Consider the following 18215-nt stretch of genomic DNA (forward strand, 5'->3'; position numbering starts at 1 on the left):
GATCAACCGTTCTTTGAAGAAACTATATGGCTAAGAACCTCAACAATCTGGTCATCGACTACTAAGAGTAGAGGAGTGATGCTATGGAAACTAATAGTGTCCAAATAAGTCTTTGTGGATTTATCCGCCATATTCAGCCTTTTAGGCAATTATATCGCAGTGGGCTTGATACCTATATCATCAGGCTGCAAGCAGAAGGGGAATGTGAGGTTCTCATCGATGGAGACATGGTAACCGTGGTGCCTGGTGATCTGTTATTATTTAAGCCCCAGGATATATATGATCTGAGAATCGGTGAAAAGAAAAGCCCTCTGGGACATAGTGTGGACTATTTTGTAATGTGTACAGGAGAATGGGTGGATCACTGGTGGAACCTGCGCGAAAGACCGAAGAAAGTTAGAATTGCGGATGATGGCAAGCTGCAAAGTATATGGCAACAGCTTGATCTGGAGCATAGAAGACTTGATGGAGGCAGTCCAGAAATACTTGAAGCGTTATTTAAGGCTTTATGTTTACTGCTGGATCGGGCGATTGAAGAGGCGCCTGCTTCATCATCGGCCTCGCTTCTACACGGACTCAAAATGAAGAGTTATGTGGAGGAGCATGCTACATCAGAGATCAGGCTAAAGGACGTAGCTGCTCATGCCGGAATTAGTGTAACGAGGGCCGTGCATTTATTCAAAATTCAATTTGGCTATTCTATTATGCAATATGCAGGGCAAATTCGGCTTGCTATGGCACTGCGGTTAATGGACAACACTAATTACACTTTAGAGCGAATCGCAGAGGAGACCGGGTTCGGAAGCTACACCTATTTCCACAGGGTATTTCGGGATCGTTATGGGGTGTCGCCGGGCATCTATCGAAAGAGAGAGTAGTAAACTCCACTTTTGAGCTAGTCTTTTTTTACAAGAAATCTCTAATCGCTTGTTCAAATAATCGCACACTATTTGCCCAAGTCCATTTATGTGAGGATCTTTCGCCCTGTGCAGCTAATTTAGTTCTTAAGTTTGGGTCTCGGATTAAGCGGATGACATCTTCACCAAGCCGATTCTCATACCGATAGGAGAGCAGACAGTTCTTCTCGTGATTTGCGTATTCCATATTTCCACCTGAATAAACACAGACGAGTGCTGCGCCACACCGCATGGCTTCAAGCCCCGGCAAAGAACCTGTATCAAAAATACTAGAACTAACAAAGATATCTGCACCGTTGTAATGGTAACAGAGCTCCTCATCATTCGCTGGGGTGAAGAATCGATATTTTCCGGTGGCTTTTAACTTTTGTAAAGCTTCTGAGCTGTTGAACTCGTCGGGTGGACTAATAAAGTTAATATTCACATAGGGGTATTGTTCTTTTACATCATCGAGCTGCTCTATAAGATAATCTTGCTCCCGGTGCCAAGAGAAGCCTGGTTCTGTTTTTCTTAATATTGCTGTTATATTTAAAGGCTCCTGAAGACTGTGACGGATTTTCATATTCTTAAAAGAGGAGCTGATACCAACGGGTACAATGTTTCCTGTGATCCCATGATTTAAACGAATCAACTCCTGCTGCCAATGCGATAAAACAATCAGATACTCTGTGACATGATATGAAGGAAACGATAGCGAACTATCCGGTAAGAATGGGGGTTCATAACATAATGATAATCTTACATGAATTCCTTTTCCTTGATTGCTCGCTGCTTGGGAAGTAGGAACTGTTGTATGAAAATTAGAAACAATCACATCACCTGAGGGATAGTCTTGTTCCTGAAGATCCATATATGCGGAGCGGATTATGGTGGAACGGATATCATAGGAAACAACGCCATCCACAGGCATGAGGATAGTGACCTGATGCCCCATAGCTGTCAGTCCATTGGTGAGCTCTACCAGCATGCGTTGGGCTCCGCCGTGAGATAAGGTCAGAATAGGGAATGTGAGTCTCATTGATAATCCAGTCCCTTCCAAGTTAGGGCTATAATCGTTAAACGCTGTGATTCAATCGTTATGTTTCTTATTGTATTCAACTCGCATAGAAAGGTACCATTTATCAAGTTTAATATTAAAGTAGGGTGAGGGGTGCTTATGAGTGAAATTATTATTAGCATTATTGTTCCATAGAAGCAAGCTTCTTTAGTAAAGCGACGGTATCATTAATCTCTAAATCTTTGATATCTTCTAATGATATGTCGATCATCGGTTTGAATTCTTGGAGTTTGTTCAAGAAAGCTTCGGTATGAAACTGACCTCCACCAGCCTTTCCGTGGTAAATTGTCCCTCCATTTGAATAGATGTCTTTTAAGTGCGCTAAAATAATCCGGTCCCCGAACAACCTAAAGGAGTCATCGACAATTTGATCCTGAATATCTACTGCGTCACCAATAAAATTGCAGGGGTCCAAGACAACACCAATATTGCTTGAGGGGACTTCATCTAGGATGCGGCGCATCTTGTCTGGTGTAGAAAGTGTATGCGTGCAGACTCCCTCCAATCCCAGAAACACCCCCCATTTTTCAGCTTCTTCCACAAGCTCTTGTACAGTGGCTCTTAATATGTCCCAGCCGATAGCTTCGTAATGGAGCGGATCTTGTGCTTGAAAAGTAGTCAGAGCGCCTGTCTCCGTTGCCACCATAGGTGCTCCGAAATGGCGGGCATATCGAAGATGTTCCTTAAATCGATTGATCTCCGCTCTTCGTATAACAGGGTCCGGATGAATAGGATTGATGTAACAGCCTAACACGCCGATACGTATACCTGCTCTGTCAAAATGTTCGCCAATATAGTTTGCGAGGCCTGGACTTAATTTACCTGTGGAGGTATCGATATCCTGAATAGCTTTGGATAAAGCCAGTTGAACAAAATCGATATCATAATTCTGAAGCGCTGCAGTCAACGATTTGAGGGGTAAACAACCAAATGTATGCGCTAATGTTCCGTATCTGATGGTAATCATCTCCTTATCTAAGATGGGTATGTGTAATTACAAACATAATAGTAGCGCTTTCATCTGGATGCAAGTGATTTATCCTTATCGTCTGTCAGGAAATTGATGATCTCAGTGTTTACTCTATCCGGTTGCTCGTGATTAATCCCGTGTCCCGCATGGGGGATGACTTGGTAATGGAACTTTCCATCTTCTAAAATACCTATGAAGTCCTTCGATTGCTTTAACGCGTGCTCACCGATTAAAAAATAGAGCTTGTCTCTGATTGCAACCGCGGCGTTCTTATCGTATGGATGAAGCTTATGCACAAACATAGCTTGCTGATTATGAGTCCGCATTAAAAGGATCAGATGAGCCGCCAATGCTGGATGGTTATCAAATAAAGGGGAGTTAGGTGCGCTTAACTTCTTTAGAACTTTTAGTAAATTACGATCTGTTGGAATTAGAATCTCCGGGAACATCATCATTAAGGTTTGGATCATGGCTTTGATCGGTGCAGTGACCATTCCGCCCTCCAAACAAACGACACGCTTTACTTTGTCCGGTTGCTTAGTTGCATAATTAAAAGCAATATAGGCGCCGTTGGACACTCCCGCGATATGAAAGACGCCTATACTCAAATGCGTCGCTATTTCATTAATCCATTCTATTTGCTCAAACTTCTGTTTGTTAAAATGCTCGTTAGGGATGCTTTTTCCGGGTCCGCCCAAAGTATCAACTGAGATGCAATAAAAATGCTTCGATAGTTCCTCGATGTTTAAGATCCACATGACCGCCGAATTATCACCCACGCCATGGAACAGTAATAAGGGGGGATTATTCTTTTGTCCAGCAAGGATACAATGCGTCAGTCCATATGTGGTTGGAACATCAATCTCCTCAAGCGGAATGGGCCACTGCTCAACTAGCTGCTGATAGGAGTGCCACACTCGTTCTTGCGCTTTTACATTCTTGAAGCTATTTACCATCAGAAACCTCCTTATCCAAAATAAAACATCTGTATCTTATGCCAATAAGTATACTATGAGTGTTCGCAAGGCGGAGAGAGAAATAGAAACATTAGTGTGAAAAAGAGGGTGGGAGCAGATAAGTGTACTATGTACAACTAAAAAGCTACTTTACTCCCACTAATGTGATATAGGTGTACTTTGTGCAACTATATCTCTGGAAATCAGCCGATACAGCTTGATTGGGGGATTTTAGTTGCACAAAGTACACTTAACGATAGACAGGCGTACTGAAGGTGATGTTAGTTGTAGAAAGTGCAATTAAGTAATGCGGTGGGCTCTTTTTTGCGATAGAATTTTTTGATACGGTAAGCAATTTTTATGTTTTAGGGGGGATTATGATGTTAATTGAGCTAAAGGAAGCCAGTTTGTCAGATGGACGCGATATTTTTGAAATGATTATGGAGATAGGCCCTGGGGAGAATGGATTCGTTAACAATGGGTTTGACTTGGCTTACAGTGAATTTCCTGATTTCATCAGAGATCGGATCGCACTATCAAGAGGCGATAATCTCCAACCAAACTATGTCCCGCAAACCAACTATTGGTTATTGATTGACTCTTATCCTGTTGGTGTTGGAAAGCTAAGACATTCCTTAAATGATCAATTAAGAAAATCAGGTGGACACATCGGATATAGTATCAGGCCTAGTGAGCGAGGAAAGGGCTATGGCAAAATTTTTTTGGCAGAGTTGTTAAAAAAAGCTGCGGATCTGGGGATTGATAAGGTCTTGCTGACCTGTGAGCCGAGCAATGTATCTTCGAGAAAGGTCATTGAAGCGAACAGAGGAATACTTAGCCGTATTGAGGATGGAAAATGTAGCTACTGGATCAGTCTATGAGTCGGTGAGCTGAATAGTGGAGGTGAAGGAGTTGCTAATTGGCAACTCTTTTTTTGTTTTTGGCAATGTAATTTCAGTTCATCCAAGGAGGATTCGTCTAAATTGTGAAATAAATTTTAAATTTTGTTGAAAACGCTCTATTCAAACACAAACAAATAGATTAAAATCAAAACAAACAAAAATAAACAAAAAAATAAACATTCAAAAACGGAGGTATTCACAAATGGTACAAAGTTTATGGGATTCAGCACGGGAAAAAGACATCCACGGAGGTCTGGATTCACTAGTCTATCGCTCCAATCTGTTGGGTGAAGATCGCAGAGTTTGTAATTTTGGGGGCGGGAATACCTCCAGTAAGACGATAGAATTGGATTTTCGCGGGCGTGAAGTAGAAGTAATGTGGGTGAAGGGTAGCGGTTCGGACCTTGCTACAATGAAAGCAGGCAATTTTACTGGGTTACGTCTTCAGGATATTGCCCCTTTGTTTGATCGGGAGGAAATGCCTGATGAGGAAATGGTGGCTTATCTCGCGAATTGCATGATTGATCCTAAACATCCGCGTGCTTCGATTGAGACACTGCTTCATGCTTTTTTACCATTTAAACATGTAGATCATACGCATCCAGATGCGATTATCAGCTTGTGTTGTGCGCATAACGGTAAAGATATTGCACGAGAAATTTATGGGGACCGCTTCGTATGGGTGCCTTACATCCGTCCAGGGTTCACTTTATCTAAAATGATTGCTGAAGGAGTACTTGCTAATCCACAAGCAGAGCTGGTGTTGATGGAGAAGCATGGACTGGTGACTTGGGGAGATACACCGGAAGTCTGTTATGCCAAGACGATCTCTATTATTAATGAAGCGGAGCGTTACATCGAAGATCGAATGGAAGATGAGAATCTGTTCGGAGGCCGTAAATCGGAAGCACTTTCGGAAGAAGCACGGCGGGCTGTAGCAGCAGCTGTAATGCCACTGATTAGAGGCGCAGTCAGTGATGAGCGTAAAATGATACTGACCTTCGATGATGCAGAGGATGTTCTGCGTTTTGTAGGTGGAGTTAACTCGGAGAAATTATCCAGTGTAGGTGCAGCTTGCCCAGATCATTTGGTTCATACTAAAATGCTGCCGCTTTTTGTGGCTTGGGAGCCAAATGCCAGTGACATTGATGGTCTGAAGGCTAAGCTGAACGAAGCGATTACCGCTTATAAAGAGCAGTACAAAGCTTACTTCGACCGCAATAAGCATGAGGGAGATGTAATGTTCGAAGCCGCGCCGCGTGTGATTCTGATTCCCGGAGTGGGAATGATCAATACAGGCAAAAGCTGGATCAACTCCAAGATCAGCGGAGCCTTGTATCATCGGGCAATTGCAGTTATGCGCGGAGCTACCGCACTGGGAGATTTCGTCTCTCTTAGTGAGAATGAATCTTACAACGTGGAATATTGGCCTTTGGAATTATATAAATTATCGCTTGCACCAGCAGAAGCAGAATTCTCGCGTAAAGTTGCGTTCATTACAGGTGGGGCAGGAGGAATCGGAAGCGAAACCGCTCGCCGTCTAGTGTCCGAAGGGGCGCATGTTGTGCTGGCTGACCTCAATCTAGAGGGTGCACAGAAAATTGCTGCGGAGATTAACGATAAATACGGTGAGAATCGTGCGTTCGCTGTTAAAATGGATGTAACGCAGGAGGAGCAGGTTACCGCAGCTTATGCGGATACAGCCCTTTTCTATGGCGGAGTTGATATTATTGTGAATAACGCCGGGCTTGCGACCTCCAGTCCTTTTGACGAGACTTCATTAAAAGAGTGGAACTTGAACATTTCCGTATTAGGCACAGGTTATTTCCTCGTTGCACGCGAAGCCTTTAAGGTGATGAAGGAGCAAAAAATCGGTGGTAGTATGGTATTTATCGGCTCCAAGAACTCCATATTTGCTGGGAAAAGCGTATCGGCTTACAGCTCTGCCAAAGCGCTCGAAGCACATTTAGCTCGCTGTATTGCAGCTGAAGGCGGAGAATTCGGCATTCGCGCCAATACCATTTTGCCGGATGCCATTCTACAAGGTTCTGCCATTTGGAATTCGAACTGGCGGAATGAACGCGCGGCTGCTTACGGCATTGAGCCGGATCAACTAGAGGAGCATTATCGTAAACGCACAACTCTGCTGGTAAATATTTATCCACGTGATATTGCTGAAGGCGTTGCCTTTTTCGCTTCATCCAAGTCAGAGAAGACTACGGGCTGCATGCTGACGATTGACGGTGGCGTGCCGGCAGCTTTTACTAGATAACAGGAAGATAGAATATAGATAGGGATAACGGAGGGAAGCCATGCTGATTGCAGACAGATATGAAAGAATCGTAGAACTAGTGAATGAACGCGGCAGCATCCGTGTCTCGGAACTAAGTACCTTATGCCAAGTGACGGAGGAGACCATCCGGCGAGATCTTGATCGCTTGGAAAAGGCGGGGAGGCTGCTACGCTCTCACGGCGGTGCAGTCAGTCTGCGTGATCGTCAGCCAGAGACACCATACGCCGAACGTGAAATTATGAATGCAGCGGAGAAGCAGCGGATTGCCCGTGAGGCTGTGTTAATGATAAAGCCAGGAGATCGAATTTTGCTGGATGCCAGTACGACTGCATGGTATATGGCCTCTCTTTTGCCGGATATGCCACTGACTGTACTGACGAACTCTATCAGAGTAGCTGCGGAGTTAAGTGGGAAAGAACGTATAGATGTGATCTCAACAGGGGGGCAGCTGAGCCGCAGATCGATGTCCTTTGTTGGACATTTAGCGGAGCGTTCGCTTGAGTTGTATCACGTGGATAAAATGTTTTTTTCCTGCAAAGGATTTCATCTCGAACGCGGCGCCAGTGAATCGAATGAGCTGCAAGCGATGGTGAAGCGAAAGATGATTGCAATAGCGGAGCAGGTAATCCTACTGTGCGATTCTAGTAAGTTTGGAATTCAAGCGTTTACTCATGTTGCCACGACTAGTGAACTGGATGTTGTGATTACGGATTACAGCCCCGAAACAGAACAGGTAAAGCAGCTACAGGAGCTGAACATCGCAATCACAACCGTGTAGAAAATAGTGTTGCAGGAGGTGAAGACATGAAGGTGTCGATGTTTATTACTTGCATCAGTGATGCTGTGTATCCAAAGGTCGGAGAAGCGATGGCACGTCTGCTTGCCAGATATGGCGTACAGCTTGAATTTCCTGAAGTGCAGACCTGCTGCGGACAGCCAGCGTATAATAGCGGCTATTGGAATGAGGCACGTCAAGCTGCGCTTACGATTTTGCAGGCCTTCGAAGACAGTGATTTTGTCATTGCTCCTTCCGGTTCTTGCACTGGGATGCTTCATCATTACCCGAAATTGTTTCAAGATGATCCGATTAATTTAGCCAAGGCACAGAATTTACAGCTTAAATCCTATGAATTCAGCCAGTTTATGGTACAAGTGCTTGGCGTAACGGATTTAGGGGCAGTGTTTCCGCATAAAGTTACCTATCATCCTTCCTGTCATGGCACCCGAATTCTAGGAATTCGTGATGAACCAATGCAGCTTATGCAGAATGTGAAGGCGATGGAGCTAGTACCACTATCTTTTGCTGAGGACTGCTGTGGGTTTGGCGGAACCTTTGCCGTAAAAATGTCTGATATCTCCGGGGCGATGGTCACCGAGAAGTCTGATCATGTGCTGGAGTCAGAAGCAGAGGTCTTAACGGGTCTGGATATGGGCTGCCTCATGAATATTGCTGGGAATTTGCGTTATCGTCATAAGCCTGTCCGAGTCATGCATTTAGCAGAGCTACTGTATGAAGGGGTGATTGGACAATGAGCCAGAATGCCACTCAGACCAAATCGGAATCGAATCATGTGAAGCCAGCTTCGGTAAAACAGCGTGCCGACTTGGCGTTGAATAATGATTTTTTGCGTAAGGCGGTCCGCTTCACCACGGAAAGGCTGCGTGACGGGAAACAGAAAGCGGCGAACGACCATGGACACTGGGAGGAATGGCGCGAACGAGGGCGGCAAATTCGCCTGCATACGATCGCTCATCTCGATTATTATTTGAATCTATTTGCGGACAATGCAAGAGCGAACGGCACGCATATTCATTTTGCGGCAACGGGTGAAGAGGCAGTGAAGATTGCATTAGAGATTGCGCAGCGAAAACAAGCGGCTTCCGTGGTTAAATCCAAATCGATGGTGACTGAGGAGCTGCATTTGAATTCGGCGCTTGAGTCCATTGACGTGGAGACGATTGAGACAGATCTTGGCGAATATATTATCCAGCTTGCCGGAGAAACTCCGTCTCATATCATTATCCCAGCCATCCATAAGAACCGCTATCAGATTGCTGAGCTGTTGTCCAAGGAGGCAGGGGAGGAGCTTTTGCCTGAGACTACAATCCTTGCAGGATTCGTACGGCGCAAGCTACGGGAGAAATTTCTAGAAGCGGATATTGGGATGACGGGATGCAATTTTGCGATTGCAGAAACAGGTTCCATGGTGCTGTTCGAGAATGAGGGCAATGCTCGCATGGTCACCACCTTGCCGAAGACGCAAATCACGTTGATGGGGATGGAGAGGATTATTCCTTCTTGGAGCGACCTTGAGGTGATGGCTACGTTACTGCCTCGTTCAGCAACTGGCCAGAAGCTAACAGTGTATATGTCCGGTATTTCAGGACCCCGTAGAAAGGATGATGGGGACGGGCCGGAAGAGCAGCATATTATTATCCTTGATAATGGTCGATCTGAGCAGCTCGGCGATCCAGAATTTCAGGAGCTGCTGAACTGTATCCGCTGTGGAGCTTGTCTGAATGCCTGCCCTGTCTATCGTCATATTGGCGGTCATGCCTATGGTGGAACTTATAGCGGACCGATCGGAGCGGTGTTGACCCCGGCGCTGAACAAAAATGTAGAGCAATGGGATGATATCGCAGGTGCATCGAGTCTTTGCGGCGCGTGTTATGAAGCTTGTCCAGTCAAAATCCCTCTGCATGATATGCTTATCTATTTACGGCGACGTAAGGTAGAGAGAGGATATGGAGACAAAGCGGAAGGTCTCGGCATGAAAGGTTTTGGTGCGATTATGGCAAAGTCACAGCGATTTAGTAGTGTGATGAAAGTAGGCAGAATCGGACAAAAGCTGCTTGTGAGAGACGGCGGAATTCCATCAAAGCTTGGGCCGCTGAAAGGCTGGAATAACTACCGGATCGCTCCGAAGCTGGCGGATGAATCCTTCCGTGAGAGCTGGAAAGGGCTGCAGGAGGAGTTAGACAAGAACAGTCGAGAGATGGACCCAGCCATTCAGAAGCGAATGGAAGATTTATTAGCGAAGCGGAAGCGGAAAGAGCTGGAAGGAGGAGCCGGACATGACTGAGGAAACGCACAATGAATGGCTGGAGCGTATGGCAAATGAATCACGTGAGAAACAGCAGGTGTTCATGAACGATATTGCTCGTCGTTTGAAGCGTCCAAGAACGACTATAGCTCCTGTACATCCTTTTCGCGGTGCTCCAGATTATTGGCAAGAATTCCAGTGGAGTCCAGAAGAACGCATCGATCAATTTACTGCGAATTTTCAAAGTGCAGGTGGACATGTGTTTCGCATGGCAACGATGGATGAAGCTAAAGCTTTTATTGTCAATAAAGCGAGTGATATGCTTGCCCGTTATATTCTTCGGCAAAATGTAGCTGAGCTTGCGGCACTTCGTCTAGAAGAAGAACTTGTAGATACGCAGGTATCTGTCTGGAATACGGATATGCAAGAAGCATGGAAAGCTAGGGCAGCGGAAGCCGATATTGGGATTGTGATCGCGGATTATGCAGTTGCTTATACAGGCTCTATTACAGTGTTATCTTCTGCGGATAAAGGGCGTTCTGTCAGTCTTTTGCCAACCGCATTAATTGCTATCATTCCGCTGGAGCGGCTGAAGACTCGTCTGGGTGAGGTGCTTATTGATTTTGATGAAGCGGGACAATCGGGTCTCCCCGCAGGTATTCACTTTATCTCTGGACCGAGTCGTTCAGCGGATATTGAGAATGATCTGACGATAGGTGTGCATGGCCCAGGAATCGTATTCGCCTTGCTGGTAGGCTGATGAGGAGATAAGGAGTGTTGTTTAAGAATGAATGCTGGGGCACATAAACAGGGTCAGAATCATATTGCTATTGATATTGGAGCCTCTAGTGGGAGAGTCGTTTGGGGAACCTTGCAAGAACCGGAGGGAACTTTATCATTAACAGAAATTCACCGTTTTAGTAATGGATTCGCTGAGAAGAAGGGTAATCTTTATTGGGACGTCGATTATTTATTTTCTGAAATTGTAAAAGGCTTGCAGAAGGCGAAGTCAAAAGGAATTGAGCATTGTACCGTCGGAATTGATACTTGGGCCGTGGATTACGTACTTCTAGATCAGAAGGGTACACGAATTCATGAAGTTTTTTCTTATCGTGATTCCCGAACGGATGGAGCGGTAGAGAGTTTGCATCGCAATATATCAACTGAAAGCGTTTACGTAAAGACGGGGATACAAGTTCTCCCGATTAATACGCTGTACCAGTTGTATGTGCATGATCAGGTAGAGATGGAAGCAGCACATTCCATCCTGCTAGTTCCTGATTATCTCTATTATCGGTTAACGGGGCGTAGAATTAGCGAAGTCACGAATGCTTCAACCACAGGTCTGCTGAATTTGCAAACTCGGGATTATGACGCTGATCTCCTAGCACTACTTGGTCTTTCAAAAGAACAATTTCCACCCTTAACGGAACCTGGTGAACAAATTGGCGGATTGACTGATGACTTGACGGCACGCGGTGATCTTCCAGTTTGTGAGTTCATAGCAGTAGCCACTCATGATACAGCATCGGCTGTACTAGGCGTTCCTGCAAGTAGCGATAGTTGGGGATTTCTCAGTAGTGGTACTTGGTCACTCATCGGGGTGGAACGGGATTCAGCAATTATAAGTCCAGGGGCGATGGAGCGCAATTATACAAACGAATGGGGAGCCTTCGGCTCATTTCGTTTTCTTAAGAACATTATGGGGATGTGGCTGATCCAAAAGGTTCGTGAGGAATATGGCGGGCAGTACAGCTTCGGCGAACTGGTGGAATTGGCAGCGCAAGAAATTCCTTTTAGATCCATCATCTACTGCAATGATGAACGATTCATGAATCCATCCAACATGGTTAGCGTGATACAGAGCTATTGTGCGGAAGTCGGACAGTTGGTACCAAAGACACCAGGGGAGATTGCCAGATGTGTGTTTGACAGTCTTGCTCTTTCTTATTATTTCTACGTTCAGGATCTTCAGCTATTGACCGGTGAAAAATGGGAGCGGCTGCATATCGTAGGTGGTGGAGCGAACAACGGATTGCTATGCCAGATTGCGGCCGATTTGCTAGAGATGGAAATTTACGCTGGACCAACGGAATCAACCGCATTAGGTAATGTGGTTATGCAAATGATCAGTGTGGGCACCGTTGCAGATATTAAAGAAGCTAGAGAAATTATATATCGCTCATTTGATGTAACAACTTATCTTCCACAAATGATGGATTCCACCCTGAAAACCGCAGCATTAGCAGAATTTGCTCGGCTACAGGTCGTATAAGAGTAACTAATAAAGTAACCGAGAATATATGGGATGACTATTAGATAGCTATGGATGAGTAAAAGAGGGGTATAAATCCCCCTCATTGAGCGCAAAAAGCGGAAAACGAGCCAAGGTGGGGTATAAATCCCCCTCATTGAGCGCAAATAGCGGAAAATGAGCCAAAGAGGGGTATAAATCCCCCTCATTGAGCGTAAAAAGCGGAAAACGAGCAAAAGAAGGGTATAAATCCCCCTCATTAAGCGTAAAAAGCGGAAAATGAGCCAAAGAAGGGTATAAATCCCCCTAAATGAAATCACTAAGACAAGATCAGGAGGCTCAAGCATGGAGCAGAGTACAGAAAGCTTAAAGAGCATTCAGACGAGCTATAATGAAGCGAAAAAGCTCTACGCACAGCATGGCATTGATGTAGATAAAGTATTAGAACAGCTTGCGGCAATCAAAATTTCATTGCACTGTTGGCAGGGAGACGATGTAAAGGGCTTCATGAATAAGGAAAAGGAACTCAGCGGCGGGATCGCGGTCACGGGCAGTTACCCGGGGCGTGCTAGGAATCCGGAGGAACTACGGCGTGATTTGGAGCGGGCCTTAGCGCTTATCCCAGGCCGTCATAAAGTTAATCTACATGCTATTTATGCCGATACGGAAGAGACAGTAGATCTTGATGCACTAGAGCCTAAGCATTATGAAAGATGGGTGAACTGGGCTAAGGAGCAGGGACTTGGATTAGATTTCAATCCCACTTGCTTCTCTCATGAAAAAGCTAATGATGGCTTCACACTAAGCCACCCGGATCCTGAAATACGCAACTTCTGGATTTCTCATTGCAAGGCTGCACGCCGAATCTCAGAATCTTTCGGGCAGGCGCTAGGTCAGCCTTGTGTGACTAATTTCTGGGTTCCAGATGGATATAAAGATACACCGATCGACCGTCTATCGCCGAGGGTACGACTTCAGCAATCACTGGATGAGATTTTTAGCGAGGAGATCGATCCGCAATATAACATTGATGCAGTAGAAAGTAAGCTGTTTGGAATTGGCTCAGAAAGTTATGTGGTGGGCTCGCATGAATTTTATATGGGGTATGCGCTAAGCCGGGGCAAAGCGGTTTGCTTTGATGCTGGGCATTTCCATCCGACCGAGACCATTTCGAACAAACTATCGTCTTGGCTGCTGTTTGGTGATCAATTGCTGCTGCATGTTAGCCGCCCAGTACGCTGGGATAGTGATCATGTGGTGACAATGGATGATGAACTGCTAGAGATTGCCCGTGAACTAGTAAGAGGACAATTTCTAGACAGGACTCATATCGGACTTGATTTCTTTGACGGAAGTATTAATCATATTGCTGCTTGGGTGATCGGAACACGGAACACAATCAAAGCCTTGTTACGTGCGATGCTGGAACCGATAGAGCTATTGAAGAAAATTGAACTGGATGGGGATTATACTACGAGACTTGCACTTGTGGAGGAATTGAAATCTTATCCATTCGGAGCTGTTTGGGATTATTATTGTGCGACAAATGCTGTGCCTGTCCGTGAAAGTTGGCTGAGCGATGTGAAGCAATATGAAGTAGAGGTTTTATCTAAGCGGTAAAGTAGTTGTAATGGCGGTTACCACATGGTAGCCGCTTTTTATGTTCATCATTCGTACTTATTTGAAAAGGCTTCCGATCTCTGCTATGTTTTATCAAAAAGAGAGAGAGGCGTTACTATGGAGAAATTTGGACCGAATCCGAATGCACTCAATCCAAATGAACAGATCAAAAGCATCTGTTACATCAAAAATGTAATTACTAGAAACAATATTCTGGTTGGCGATTATACGTATTATGATGATATAGACGGTCCGGAAAAGTTTGAGGAGCATGTGACGCATCATTATGATTTTATTGGCGATAAGCTTATTATCGGGAAGTTCTGCGCGATTGCCAAAGGCGTTGAATTTATCATGAACGGTGCGAACCATCGAATGAATTCGGTTACGACCTATCCTTTTAATATTATGGCTAATGGCTGGGAGCATGCAGCTCCAGAACTATCAGATCTACCTTATAAAGGAGATACAGTGATCGGTAACGATGTGTGGATTGGGCAGAATGTTACGGTTATGCCTGGTGTACATATTGGAAATGGAGCGGTCATCGCGGCTAATTCAACGGTTGTGAAAGATATCCCGGCTTATAGTGTGGCTGGAGGAAATCCCTGTAAAGTGATTAGACAACGCTTTGATGCTGAATTGATCGAATATCTTGAAGGGATTAAGTGGTGGGATTGGGATGCCGAGCGAATCTTTAATAATCTTGAAGCGTTATGCAGCAGTGATTTGAATAAAATTAAAGAAATCAAATGATATTGTGTAAGTTTCATAGAACAAGCTATAGTTTATTTAAGAGATATATATTATAGCTGAGGGTATACTGACAGTATGTACTTCATATGAACCTTACGGAGGGACAATTTAATGAAGAAAGATGATGACATGAACACTGCGGAGCTCACAGCAGAGAGGTTTCCATACAGCAAAAAAAATGAGGAATTGGTAACTCGGAATTTTTGGACAAAAACTAAAAAGTTCGCAGGTAAGATTCCATTTACTAAAGATGCTATCGCGATGTATTATTGTGCTGTCGATGCAAAGACCCCTTTGTGGGCAAAAGGAATTGCTTTCGGTGCATTGGCTTATTTTATTTCTCCTATAGATGCGATACCAGATGCGATTCTCGGCCTTGGATTTACAGATGATGCAGCGATCATTGCAGCAGGTATTAAAGCGATATCCGGTCAAGTAACCAACGAACATAAGGAAAAGGCTGAAGCGTTTTTTAATGATGGAAAATAAAAGGTGCAGCTGTGAGCTACACCGTAATATCTGTACCTTCAGGACAGCTTTCTATGGGAAGCTGTTTTGTTTTGTAAACCTCGCCCCAGTCTTTCATGAGTTTTATAATGGGAATGAGTGTCTCACCAAATTCAGTTAACGAGTATTCAACTTTCGGGGGAACCTGATGGTAAACCTCGCGGTGAACAACCCCATCTTCTTCCAGCTCTCTAAGCTGCAGGGTCAGCATACGTTGAGTAATGCCTGGGCAGATTCGGCGGAATTCGTTAAAACGTTTCGTTCCATCGATCAAGTGATAGATGAGAATGCCCTTCCATTTCCCTCCTATAACATCAAGCGTAAATTCCACAGGGCAAGCTTCCTTATTGCTGTCAGGGTAATTTCCGAAGCCACCTTTTCGGTCACGCATTGTCGCTCAACTCCCATAGTATCATTTTGTATACTACATAACATTAATGTGCGTACTTTTAAAGAAGTAATATATATTCTAATATTAAGCATGTGATCGGCAAACAGTCAAATGGTCGTCGATTCTAACCAAGTAAAGGGAGTGTGACTCATGGATACTTTGTCTTTAAACAAGAATGAAATCCTGTCTGCCTACCAGTTCAGACATGCAACTAAAGAATTTGATAGTCATAAAAAAATAAGTGAGTCAGACTTTCAGTTTATTCTAGAAACAGGACGTCTGTCACCAAGTTCATTCGGATTCGAGCCTTGGCGTTTTGTCGTAGTACAAAGTCCAGAAATTCGCGAGAAATTACGTGCTTATGCTTGGGGAGCACAAAAGCAATTGCCAACCGCAAGTCATTTTGTATTGATTCTTTCACGTCTTCCTAAAGATATGGCTGCTGATTCAGATTATATTAAAGGGGTCATGGAGCATGTACAGGAGCTACCTCCAGAAGTGAGGGAAGGGAAAGGTAATATGTACGATAAGTTCTTGAAGGTTGATTTCGGATTGATGGAGAATGAACGTGCAATGTTCGAATGGAGCTGCCGGCAGAGTTATATAGCCCTTGGTAATATGATGACATCAGCGGCTTTAATCGGAATCGATTCTTGCCCAATGGAAGGTTTTGATAAAACAAAGATTGAGCAGCTCCTTGCAGAAGAGGGGATTATGGATGCTGAGCATTTCGGAATCTCCTGTATGGTAGCCTTTGGATATCGTTTGAATGAACCACGTGGCAAAACAAGACAAGTCGCTGAACAAGTCGTTCAGTGGGTTTAATTAAACTAGAATCTCATTCTTGAGCTGCAAATGAACAGACCTAACCTGCAAAGTCTCCGGCGTTTTGGAGATCATGCAGGTTATTTTTGTTTATTTCTTACAAGATTCGAAAAGTAATTGAAATTTTCATGAAAACTCTGATACTCTTATTAAGGTGACCTATTTTTAAGCTTTACCGAGTTAATTTAATAATGAAGGGATCCTGCATCATGAAAATCATTCGCATTATTATTCAAGTGTTCGTGCTTTATTTATTCTATTTGGCTGGAGACTTTCTGCAAAAGCAGCTGCATCTCCCCGTTTCCGGGAGTATCGTCGGATTACTGCTGCTCTTTGTTTTATTGTTATTCAAGATCGTACCTGTGAAATGGATTGAAGAGGGTGCAACAACAATATTAGCTTACCTTCCGTTATTTTTTATTCCAGCGACGGCTGGGATCGTGAAGCATATGGATATTTTCAGTGGAAGAGGTTTGCTATTAATCCTGATTCTTATCGTTAGCAGCGTCCTCACAATTGCAGCGGCAGCACATACCAGTCAATGGCTTTCAACCTTGAAAGGCAAGAGCAGAGCGGGCTGGAGCAGCAAGAGCTTAGGCAAAGAGGGGAAGGAAATATAATGTTTTTTATCGCGACAGGAATTGTCCTGCTTAATGTTGCTATTTATTTGATGATGTCCGTAATTTATAGACGTTTTCGGTTTCCTGTACTGATTCCCGCGTTAACAGCAACAGTCCTTGTTGTAGCAATACTTCTATATTTTCATATTCCATATGATACATATATGATAGGCGGTCAGTGGATTAATAAGCTGCTCGGTCCAGCTGTTGTAGCGCTAGCTTACCCATTGTATAAGCAACGTAATGTATTAGTGGAGAACCTCCCGGCCATCCTTGGGGGAGCGATTGTAGGTCTGTTATTAGGGATGTTTAGTGGTTTGCTTTTAGCAGCTGGCCTAGGATTCTCTGAAATGTATGTTCTGTCCATATTGCCAAAATCCATCACAACGCCTGTAGCGATACAGATCTCAAATGGTTTAGGTGGGGATTCTTCGCTAACTTCTGTATTTGTAATGATTGCCGGATTTACGGGCGCGATTGGCGGTCCTTTCATCATAAAGCTGTTTAAGATAAGAAGTGAGATCGGCATTGGAATCGGTTTAGGTACTGGCTCTCATGCGCTAGGAACTGCAAAGGCGCTGGAATACGGTGAAAAGTCAGTTTCAATGAGCTCCGTAGCGATGACCGTTTGCGCTATTGTCGGTTCATGTATCGGTCCGCTGGTAGCTTGGATCATGTACCCTTAAATTCATTCATCGTTACTATGTTTGCAAAACACTCCATCGGGTAACTATAACTAAGGAACAAATAAAGCAAAGCACCTGAGGAGGATTTCACATGTCAGATTATTCTCAAGATGAAGCGGAAATCCGCAACAAGGAAAATAAAGACGGCGATTCATTAGCTGAAATTAAGAAGATGGAGAATGGTGTGGACATCGAGCCAGAAGCAGACGATTGGGTAGCCAAGCCTGCAGAGTCCTCGCATCCTGATCCGCTTCCTAACGATTTGGACTAAATGATTCGGAAGACAGGCTGTCCTTCATTGGGCAGTCTGTTTTTCTTGAGATGATTTTAGCAATTATTGTATAATGAATTCAGGTACAACCTCATCAGAGAGTTTTCTCCCAATTCTTAGTAGCTTTTCGCAAATTTCACAGATCT

Annotated in this window: 19 protein-coding genes; 15 read left to right on the forward strand and 4 right to left on the reverse strand. The window is 44.3% G+C overall.

All coding sequences use genetic code 11. From position 1 onward, the window contains the following. The first annotated feature begins 83 nt into the window (after positions 1-83). Entirely contained in the window at positions 84-878 is a 795-nt protein-coding gene (locus ACN6MV_RS11425; protein WP_042126556.1) for a helix-turn-helix domain-containing protein, read from the forward strand. Between the two features lie 28 nt (positions 879-906). Here ACN6MV_RS11425 and ACN6MV_RS11430 read toward each other — a convergent pair whose 3' ends face one another. The 3 genes from ACN6MV_RS11430 to ACN6MV_RS11440 form a co-directional block, all read right to left on the reverse strand. Then, positions 907-1935: a glycosyltransferase family 4 protein gene (locus tag ACN6MV_RS11430; protein WP_042126558.1), complete on the reverse strand. Its 1029-nt coding sequence runs from the start codon at positions 1933-1935 to the stop codon at positions 907-909. Positions 1936-2095: 160 nt separating this feature from the next. Then, positions 2096-2941: a sugar phosphate isomerase/epimerase family protein gene (locus ACN6MV_RS11435; protein ID WP_419886384.1), complete on the reverse strand. Its 846-nt coding sequence runs from the start codon at positions 2939-2941 to the stop codon at positions 2096-2098. A gap of 50 nt (positions 2942-2991) precedes the next feature. Continuing rightward, on the reverse strand, positions 2992-3900 hold the full coding sequence (locus ACN6MV_RS11440; RefSeq protein WP_042126561.1) for an alpha/beta fold hydrolase: 909 nt from the start codon (positions 3898-3900) through the stop codon (positions 2992-2994). A 377-nt stretch (positions 3901-4277) separates the two neighbouring features. On the opposite strand from ACN6MV_RS11440, the gene ACN6MV_RS11445 reads away from it, so the two are divergent. The 10 genes from ACN6MV_RS11445 to ACN6MV_RS11490 all read left to right on the forward strand — a co-directional run bounded on the left by ACN6MV_RS11445 (position 4278) and on the right by ACN6MV_RS11490 (position 15258). Beyond that, positions 4278-4781 (forward strand): GNAT family N-acetyltransferase, encoded by a 504-nt coding sequence (locus tag ACN6MV_RS11445; RefSeq protein ID WP_419886385.1) that lies wholly within the window; start codon positions 4278-4280, stop codon positions 4779-4781. 223 nt (positions 4782-5004) lie between these two features. Continuing rightward, positions 5005-7074, forward strand: a complete 2070-nt coding sequence (locus tag ACN6MV_RS11450; RefSeq protein WP_419886386.1) for a bifunctional aldolase/short-chain dehydrogenase — start codon at positions 5005-5007, stop codon at positions 7072-7074. Between the two features lie 40 nt (positions 7075-7114). Then, entirely contained in the window at positions 7115-7873 is a 759-nt protein-coding gene (locus ACN6MV_RS11455) for a DeoR/GlpR family DNA-binding transcription regulator (RefSeq protein WP_419886387.1), read from the forward strand. 26 nt (positions 7874-7899) lie between these two features. Beyond that, complete coding sequence (locus ACN6MV_RS11460; protein WP_419886388.1) at positions 7900-8628, forward strand: (Fe-S)-binding protein; 729 nt, start codon at positions 7900-7902, stop codon at positions 8626-8628. Then, entirely contained in the window at positions 8625-10178 is a 1554-nt protein-coding gene (locus ACN6MV_RS11465) for a LutB/LldF family L-lactate oxidation iron-sulfur protein (protein WP_419886389.1), read from the forward strand. Before ACN6MV_RS11460 ends, ACN6MV_RS11465 begins: the two co-directional genes overlap by 4 nt. Continuing rightward, positions 10171-10899, forward strand: a complete 729-nt coding sequence (locus ACN6MV_RS11470) for a LutC/YkgG family protein (RefSeq protein WP_419886390.1) — start codon at positions 10171-10173, stop codon at positions 10897-10899. Before ACN6MV_RS11465 ends, ACN6MV_RS11470 begins: the two co-directional genes overlap by 8 nt. Positions 10900-10926: 27 nt before the next feature. Continuing rightward, positions 10927-12414 carry a rhamnulokinase gene (rhaB, locus tag ACN6MV_RS11475; RefSeq protein ID WP_419886391.1) on the forward strand — a complete coding sequence of 496 codons (1488 nt, stop codon included), beginning with the start codon at positions 10927-10929 and terminating at the stop codon, positions 12412-12414. A gap of 324 nt (positions 12415-12738) precedes the next feature. Beyond that, positions 12739-14013: an L-rhamnose isomerase gene (gene rhaA, locus ACN6MV_RS11480; RefSeq protein WP_419886392.1), complete on the forward strand. Its 1275-nt coding sequence runs from the start codon at positions 12739-12741 to the stop codon at positions 14011-14013. Between the two features lie 117 nt (positions 14014-14130). Next, positions 14131-14769, forward strand: coding sequence for a Vat family streptogramin A O-acetyltransferase (locus ACN6MV_RS11485; protein WP_419886393.1), 639 nt, complete (start codon positions 14131-14133; stop codon positions 14767-14769). Between the two features lie 111 nt (positions 14770-14880). Next, positions 14881-15258 (forward strand): YkvA family protein, encoded by a 378-nt coding sequence (locus ACN6MV_RS11490; RefSeq protein WP_042126581.1) that lies wholly within the window; start codon positions 14881-14883, stop codon positions 15256-15258. Positions 15259-15274: 16 nt separating this feature from the next. Here the strand turns inward: ACN6MV_RS11490 and ACN6MV_RS11495 are convergent, their stop codons facing one another. Continuing rightward, complete coding sequence (locus ACN6MV_RS11495) at positions 15275-15667, reverse strand: winged helix-turn-helix transcriptional regulator (protein WP_042126583.1); 393 nt, start codon at positions 15665-15667, stop codon at positions 15275-15277. Positions 15668-15817: 150 nt separating this feature from the next. Between ACN6MV_RS11495 and ACN6MV_RS11500 the strand changes: the two genes are divergently transcribed. The 4 genes from ACN6MV_RS11500 (at position 15818) to ACN6MV_RS11515 (ending at position 18069) form a co-directional block, all read left to right on the forward strand. Then, positions 15818-16492, forward strand: a complete 675-nt coding sequence (locus ACN6MV_RS11500; RefSeq protein ID WP_339290464.1) for an NAD(P)H-dependent oxidoreductase — start codon at positions 15818-15820, stop codon at positions 16490-16492. A 209-nt stretch (positions 16493-16701) separates the two neighbouring features. Further along, positions 16702-17112: a CidA/LrgA family holin-like protein gene (locus tag ACN6MV_RS11505; RefSeq protein ID WP_042126587.1), complete on the forward strand. Its 411-nt coding sequence runs from the start codon at positions 16702-16704 to the stop codon at positions 17110-17112. Then, a complete protein-coding gene (locus ACN6MV_RS11510; RefSeq protein ID WP_419886394.1) occupies positions 17112-17798 on the forward strand; it encodes an LrgB family protein in 687 nt (228 codons plus the stop codon). Before ACN6MV_RS11505 ends, ACN6MV_RS11510 begins: the two co-directional genes overlap by 1 nt. Positions 17799-17889: 91 nt before the next feature. After that, positions 17890-18069, forward strand: coding sequence for a hypothetical protein (locus ACN6MV_RS11515; RefSeq protein ID WP_042126589.1), 180 nt, complete (start codon positions 17890-17892; stop codon positions 18067-18069). The last annotated feature ends 146 nt before the right edge of the window (positions 18070-18215 follow it).

It is taken from the genome of Paenibacillus sp. B-A-8 (assembly GCF_048572915.1).
Lineage (GTDB): Bacteria > Bacillota > Bacilli > Paenibacillales > Paenibacillaceae > Paenibacillus_AQ.

Excerpts from the sequence above, each read along its gene's own strand:
- ACN6MV_RS11425 (WP_042126556.1), top strand. The coding sequence starts at position 84 with ATGGAAACTAATAGTGTCCAAATAAGTCTTTGTGGATTTATCCGCCAT.
- ACN6MV_RS11430 (WP_042126558.1), bottom strand. The coding sequence starts at position 1,935 with ATGAGACTCACATTCCCTATTCTGACCTTATCTCACGGCGGAGCCCAA.
- ACN6MV_RS11435 (WP_419886384.1), bottom strand. The coding sequence starts at position 2,941 with ATGATTACCATCAGATACGGAACATTAGCGCATACATTTGGTTGTTTA.
- ACN6MV_RS11440 (WP_042126561.1), bottom strand. The coding sequence starts at position 3,900 with ATGGTAAATAGCTTCAAGAATGTAAAAGCGCAAGAACGAGTGTGGCAC.
- ACN6MV_RS11445 (WP_419886385.1), top strand. The coding sequence starts at position 4,278 with ATGATGTTAATTGAGCTAAAGGAAGCCAGTTTGTCAGATGGACGCGAT.
- ACN6MV_RS11450 (WP_419886386.1), top strand. The coding sequence starts at position 5,005 with ATGGTACAAAGTTTATGGGATTCAGCACGGGAAAAAGACATCCACGGA.
- ACN6MV_RS11455 (WP_419886387.1), top strand. The coding sequence starts at position 7,115 with ATGCTGATTGCAGACAGATATGAAAGAATCGTAGAACTAGTGAATGAA.
- ACN6MV_RS11460 (WP_419886388.1), top strand. The coding sequence starts at position 7,900 with ATGAAGGTGTCGATGTTTATTACTTGCATCAGTGATGCTGTGTATCCA.
- ACN6MV_RS11465 (WP_419886389.1), top strand. The coding sequence starts at position 8,625 with ATGAGCCAGAATGCCACTCAGACCAAATCGGAATCGAATCATGTGAAG.
- ACN6MV_RS11470 (WP_419886390.1), top strand. The coding sequence starts at position 10,171 with ATGACTGAGGAAACGCACAATGAATGGCTGGAGCGTATGGCAAATGAA.
- rhaB (WP_419886391.1), top strand. The coding sequence starts at position 10,927 with ATGAATGCTGGGGCACATAAACAGGGTCAGAATCATATTGCTATTGAT.
- rhaA (WP_419886392.1), top strand. The coding sequence starts at position 12,739 with ATGGAGCAGAGTACAGAAAGCTTAAAGAGCATTCAGACGAGCTATAAT.
- ACN6MV_RS11485 (WP_419886393.1), top strand. The coding sequence starts at position 14,131 with ATGGAGAAATTTGGACCGAATCCGAATGCACTCAATCCAAATGAACAG.
- ACN6MV_RS11490 (WP_042126581.1), top strand. The coding sequence starts at position 14,881 with ATGAAGAAAGATGATGACATGAACACTGCGGAGCTCACAGCAGAGAGG.
- ACN6MV_RS11495 (WP_042126583.1), bottom strand. The coding sequence starts at position 15,667 with ATGCGTGACCGAAAAGGTGGCTTCGGAAATTACCCTGACAGCAATAAG.
- ACN6MV_RS11500 (WP_339290464.1), top strand. The coding sequence starts at position 15,818 with ATGGATACTTTGTCTTTAAACAAGAATGAAATCCTGTCTGCCTACCAG.
- ACN6MV_RS11505 (WP_042126587.1), top strand. The coding sequence starts at position 16,702 with ATGAAAATCATTCGCATTATTATTCAAGTGTTCGTGCTTTATTTATTC.
- ACN6MV_RS11510 (WP_419886394.1), top strand. The coding sequence starts at position 17,112 with ATGTTTTTTATCGCGACAGGAATTGTCCTGCTTAATGTTGCTATTTAT.
- ACN6MV_RS11515 (WP_042126589.1), top strand. The coding sequence starts at position 17,890 with ATGTCAGATTATTCTCAAGATGAAGCGGAAATCCGCAACAAGGAAAAT.